The organism is Paenibacillus sp. 2TAF8 (assembly GCF_052114825.1).
In the GTDB taxonomy this organism is placed as follows: Bacteria; Bacillota; Bacilli; order Paenibacillales; family Paenibacillaceae; genus Paenibacillus.
In genome coordinates this window covers 1-5,234 of the sequence record NZ_JBFRFN010000043.1, presented here as the reverse complement: position 1 = coordinate 5,234, position 5,234 = coordinate 1, and the positions used below count along the sequence as shown (strand labels likewise).

6 protein-coding genes and 1 pseudogene are annotated in these 5,234 nt (G+C 42.0%); all 7 read right to left on the bottom strand.

The features are described from left to right. On the bottom strand, positions 1-293 hold a 293-nt coding region (locus AB4Z30_RS29685; protein ID WP_441931199.1), incomplete at its 3' end, for a hypothetical protein. A gap of 139 nt (positions 294-432) precedes the next feature. Continuing rightward, a pseudogene (locus AB4Z30_RS29680) lies at positions 433-564 on the bottom strand (DUF6985 domain-containing protein); the annotation flags it as partial. Positions 565-793: 229 nt separating this feature from the next. Further along, entirely contained in the window at positions 794-955 is a 162-nt protein-coding gene (locus AB4Z30_RS29675) for a hypothetical protein (protein ID WP_441931198.1), read from the bottom strand. Positions 956-1,280: 325 nt separating this feature from the next. Further along, entirely contained in the window at positions 1,281-1,760 is a 480-nt protein-coding gene (locus AB4Z30_RS29670) for an immunity protein YezG family protein (protein ID WP_441931197.1), read from the bottom strand. 2 nt (positions 1,761-1,762) lie between these two features. Continuing rightward, positions 1,763-2,716, bottom strand: coding sequence for a DNA/RNA non-specific endonuclease (locus AB4Z30_RS29665; RefSeq protein ID WP_441931196.1), 954 nt, complete (start codon positions 2,714-2,716; stop codon positions 1,763-1,765). A 677-nt stretch (positions 2,717-3,393) separates the two neighbouring features. Next, complete coding sequence (locus AB4Z30_RS29660; RefSeq protein WP_441931195.1) at positions 3,394-3,822, bottom strand: SMI1/KNR4 family protein; 429 nt, start codon at positions 3,820-3,822, stop codon at positions 3,394-3,396. Between the two features lie 2 nt (positions 3,823-3,824). Continuing rightward, on the bottom strand, positions 3,825-5,234 hold a 1,410-nt coding region (locus AB4Z30_RS29655; protein ID WP_441931194.1), incomplete at its 5' end, for an HNH endonuclease.

Here is a 5,234-nt window from a genome sequence, read left to right as displayed (position 1 = left end):
TGCTGCTGCTGTTCCACAAACCCGTTTACAAATCGGCCTAACAAATTCAGAGCCGAAGGCTTGAAGGAGCCGATCTGTGGCACGCTTCCGATGAGACCTGTGGCAACGGCAGCGATACCCATACCAACGGCTGCCTGAGCAACACCGCCACCTAAAGCACCCATCACCGGAATCATCGCTGTGAGAGCCAGCGCCGCTCCAACCAAGGATACATCCTTCGGGCTTGTCATCGAAGCTTGGGTCACTGCTGCATCCGCAGCCGCGGGTGTGGACAGAGTGACCTTCTCCACCAAGCAACTATTAGTTATTTTCTAAATACAAAAGCTCTCTCCAACTCATAAATAAAGTGGGAAAGAGCTTTTGTATGTTTGAATCCTTTTAACGTTTGGTTTGTTGGATGTGATTGTGCTATACAATTTAATTAGACTTGTATCAAATTGCAACATCTTGGTATCCTACATCAGCTATTTCTTCATCTATTAAACGCGACTCTAAACCTTTCTCTAAATCCCATGTACAACTAAAAAGAACTCCAATTTCACGTTCTTCATTCATTTCTAAATACGGAACAACTACCCTCTAGTGCATTAAGCCTTGATATGTTCGAGGTATACGGTTATTCATTGACATGACCCTCCAGTTCGGCAAGCTGTGCCGCCTTTCAGCTAATATCTGCAAGGTATATTCCAGCCGCTCCTCTGCATCCTGAACCATTTTCACCGCTGCTACCTTAACATCTTCAAACTCTTGCTGTTGTCGTACCAGAACGGTCTGGTTATACTGCACAAGCTGCCTACAGTGAACCTTCACCCTCTAACTTGTCTATAAGCTGCAAGGCTTGCTGGCGCGGCTGTCCATCCTTCTGCTCCGCTACTGCATCCCAATGTTCTGCTCGGTTCAATAGCTCTTCAATCTCTTCCCTAACCTTAAAGTCTGTACGTCCTGATCGCTGCAACTCTGCCACCTGTAATCGTGTTTCCCTTGCTTACTGACAGTAACTACGAATTTCATCCACAAGCTGCTCATACTCTGCTTGTGCCTGTGCAATTTTACTTCCTGTTCTCGTTTTGCCATGTTTATTCAGCTCCTTCGTTTATTTTCTGCACACAAAAAAGCTCATTCCTACTCATATAAAACAAGTTGGAAAGAGCTTTGAAAGTTTATCAAGTGTTTGGTTTAGTGTTTGGTTTGTTGGTCTTATTGTACGATCTTGTTATTGAAATTGTAAATACATTCAATCCCCCCTCGAAAAAAAGGGGTTTGTTCCACTTTCTTGACGTTTATTTTTCTCCTTCAAACTCTTTCATTTTCTCTATTTTGATCCTATCATTCTCATCCTGAGGAATATGATTCAGATACTTACTCTCCCAATACTCTAACCTGTCTGAAGGGCCAAAATTGGAATCACCCCATTTTGTATAATCGTATTCTATATTCAGTTTCCCTGCAGATGTAAGCTTCATAGTTATTGAAAACCAAGGCTCTTGCTCATTCTCCAAAAACAGATTCTTCAAATCATTTGCAGCCGCAAACAATTTAGTCTCTAAATGGGTATATTCATGAGGATTTACATTGTATACATTCGGAATATCAAGAGAATAAACATATTCACTCCCATTCTCAGGTTTAAAGAAAAAGAAGACTCCCCCTTCTCCATTTTCCACTTCACCATTAAAATAAAAATCATCCCATTTAGTTGGTATCATTTGATCTATGATTTCTGCAATTGTTCTATACAATTGTTGCATCCTTTGTTCCATTGTTAACCTCCTGATTGATTTAATATTCTTTTAGTAACTGGCCTTTTGTCACCAATTTGATAGGTGATTTTGAATGAATCTGGTCTCATTGTACTCCCCGAATAGAGCGGTTCAATTTTCACTGTAACTTTCTTAGGTGGTACTTCTTTCAAAGCATTTGCCCATTCGGTTTCCATTTCATACCACTTGCCGCCACTTCGATTAATTTGGCTATTCTGTGGGACAAGGTTATCGATATCCTTTGGTCCTTTAAACTGTGCCCCTATTAAGTGTCCACCATCGTCATCATGTAACCTACCTTGCCCTTTTCCTACCGTCTTCTGGGCATATTCACTACGGTCTCCTTTACCAAGCACAAGTGCTCCTTCACATTCAATAATACGCCCTTGACTGTCCGTACGATAAGTATAACCATCTGGTGATGTGTATTCTATATTTGGTTTTAAAAATTTTTTTCTATTCTTTCTTGTAAAATGATCACCATACTTAACTGTTTCATAGACTATTGGTGGCGGTTTAACACCTTCACCCGTTCCCTCAGTACCTTTCGAATTATCCTTCGGTTTATTCGGATTCTCCTCTGGTTTGTTCGTCTCAGGCGATTTAGGCGGCTTCGTATTGGCCTGCGGTTCACCTTTGTCTCTTTTCTTCGTTGACGGCTTCCAGGTATTCACTTCATTCGGCGTTTCATTTTTTTCGGGATTCGTCTTGGATGTTGTGTTATTTTTCGACGTTGTCGCTGCATTTCCTGCATTCGGTTTCGAAGGCGATGCACTTCCCAAACCTGGTTTCGACTCCGGCGGCTTCTCTACTGGTTTAGAGTTTGCCCCCGTTCCACCACTTGCTTTCTTGCCATTCCCTGAAGCCGTCTCACCCGTTTTGTTCTGCTTGTTACTGCTCCAATGACTTCCAGACACGATCCCCATCTTCTGCTGGTCTTCCCAGTACTTTATCATAAAGCTCTTCACTTTAGGCATGACGAACGATGGAGTCTGACTCGTGTTCCCTTTAGGCGTTGTTCCATTTGCCTGCGGGAGAGCAGGTCTCAGGCCTGCCGAACCACCTGTTTCACGGGAGATTCCTCACTGATCTTTCATTTCCATCACCTGCCTGAGTATGATGGATTCGTCTTCAGCTAGGAGCTGTAGGATTCAATTAAATTGTTGTTCTTATATAGTGATGGCATCTACCCTATATGTGCGATTATTATTTCACTTTCCTTATCGGGGCGGCTATTCTACAAATGCGTAACTTTTCAAAAGTCGATGAGAGAACGAACATACAAAAAACAGATCAATTATGGTGGTATCTGACCATAATCGACCTGTTCACTGTAAAAGAATAGTGATATTTAGATCATAAGATTAAAGTATTGATGTGCGTACAACCGAAACGAAACGGAGAATCTTTATACGGGTATTACAAGGCTTAAATCTTTTAAATCTGCGCACTACTCATTCAGCACTGGGTGGGTCTACTCATCAAGAAAAAAATAAACATTTAGGATAAAAGAGCACAGTACGGACGGTTATCTCGCGTTGTAACTTTGTTTGTTGTATTGTACGATCTTGTTGTTGGAGTTGTAAACAAACTCAGACTAAATATTTTGTAAAAATCAGTGCAGAGCTAATCATTAATATAGGTTATCCAAAAAATCGTTAAAACTATCAGATAAAATATACATGTTGTCCATTTCCTTATCTGACTCCATGTCATGCATCCAGAGATATATTTTTCCAAAATATTCCTTAATAACCCCTATACAAATCTCATTTCCTCCTGGATCACTACCGATTGAAATAAATCCTTCAGGCAATTCACCATCTAACACCTCAAACACTTTTGCCAAGTTTCCTTTCATATCACCGATTCCATAAAATTTGTTTACTACACTTTCACCCTCTTCATCAGATATCTTAAAGGTTGATAATTCAGGATACCCTCCATTATATTTAAGTAAAAAAGCGATATACTGCTCAGGAAGATTAAGAACATATTGAGCTTCAAATTCACGAATATCATTTATCGTTATTTTCTCGTTAGTTCGATCCATATTTGCCATAGTTATTCCTCTTTTCTATTTTTTCCATTTACTGTAGACTGACCTCCAATATGTCTAAATTCTCTATGAATGTCTTCATCGACAAGAACCATTGTCCTTCCATCTTCATGATGATGCCACGTGTAACCTTCAGGAGGCTTATTAATTGCTGGCACAGGTGGATCAGAATCCTTATTAAGGCCTGCTTCTAGATTTGCCTTTTTGAAATCTTCTTGAGGATTTTTTGGTGTAGTAACTTCAATTGTTTGTGGTTTTACAGTAGGATGATAATACTCTGAAAAGTCGGGGTAGCCATCTGGATAACTCACTGACTGCCCTTTCTTATTAGTATATGTCCAAGTTCCATTCTTATCTATTGATATATAACCGCCCTTATTATACCATTTTTGTGGAACAGGTGAATTCATCGGTTTAGTTTCCATTATTTCTTTAGTGAAATCCGACAGCTCTAACTTCTTACCTTTCCCCTTACCCTCAGTACCTTTCGAATTATCCTTCGGTTTATTCGGATTCTCCTCTGGTTTGTTCGTCTCAGGCGATTTAGGCGCCTTTGTATCGCCCTGCGGTTCACCTTTGTCCTTTTTCTTCGTTGAAGGCTTCCAGGTATTCACTTCATTTGGCGTTTCATTTTTTTCTGGTTTCGTCTTGGATGTCGTGTTGTTTTTCGACGTTGTCGCTGCATTCCCTGCATTCGGTTTCGAAGACGATGCACTTCCAGAACCTGGTTTCGACTCCAGCGGCTTCTCTGCTGGTTTAGAGCTTGCCCCCGTTCCACCACTTGCTTTCTTGCCATTCTCCGAAGGTGTCTCTCCTGTTTTGGCTGGCTTAGATTGTCCTGAGTTCGTCTTGGATGTCGTGCTATTTTTCGACGTTGTCGCTGCATTCCCTGCATTCGGTTTCGAAGGCGACGCACTTCCCGAACCTGGTTTCGACTCCAGCGGCTTCTCTGCTGGTTTAGAGCTTGCTTCTGCTCCACCGCTGGCTTTCTTGCCATTCCCTGAAGCCGTCTCACCCGTTTTGTTCTTCTTGTTACTGCTCCAATGACTTCCTCCACCAGACACGATCCCCATCTTCTGACTGTCTTCCCAGGACTTTATCATAAAGCTCTTCACTTTAGGCATGACGAACGATGGAGTCTGACTCGTGTTCCCTTTAGGCGTTGTTCCACTTGCCTGCGGCAGAGCAGGTCTCAGGCCGGCCGAGCCACCTGCTGAACCTCCCCTGCGATTCATACCGAATTGCGTATCCATCCCTTTTTGCGCGGCGTCATGTTGGTTATATCCGTCGATAAGTTCTGCTAATTCTTCATTGCTTATCGTCGTACGCTTGAGCCTCAAGGCTAAATACTTCTTTTCTTCGAGACTTAGCGCTTGTGACTCCCAATACTCATAACTGCCCAGTTGATCTACCGT

What these genes read in the sequence shown, in the direction of transcription:
- AB4Z30_RS29660 (WP_441931195.1), bottom strand. Translation starts at nt 3,822, where the DNA reads ATGGCAAATATGGATCGAACTAACGAGAAAATAACGATAAATGATATT.
- AB4Z30_RS29665 (WP_441931196.1), bottom strand. Translation starts at nt 2,716, where the DNA reads ATGATAAAGTACTGGGAAGACCAGCAGAAGATGGGGATCGTGTCTGGA.
- AB4Z30_RS29670 (WP_441931197.1), bottom strand. Translation starts at nt 1,760, where the DNA reads ATGGAACAAAGGATGCAACAATTGTATAGAACAATTGCAGAAATCATA.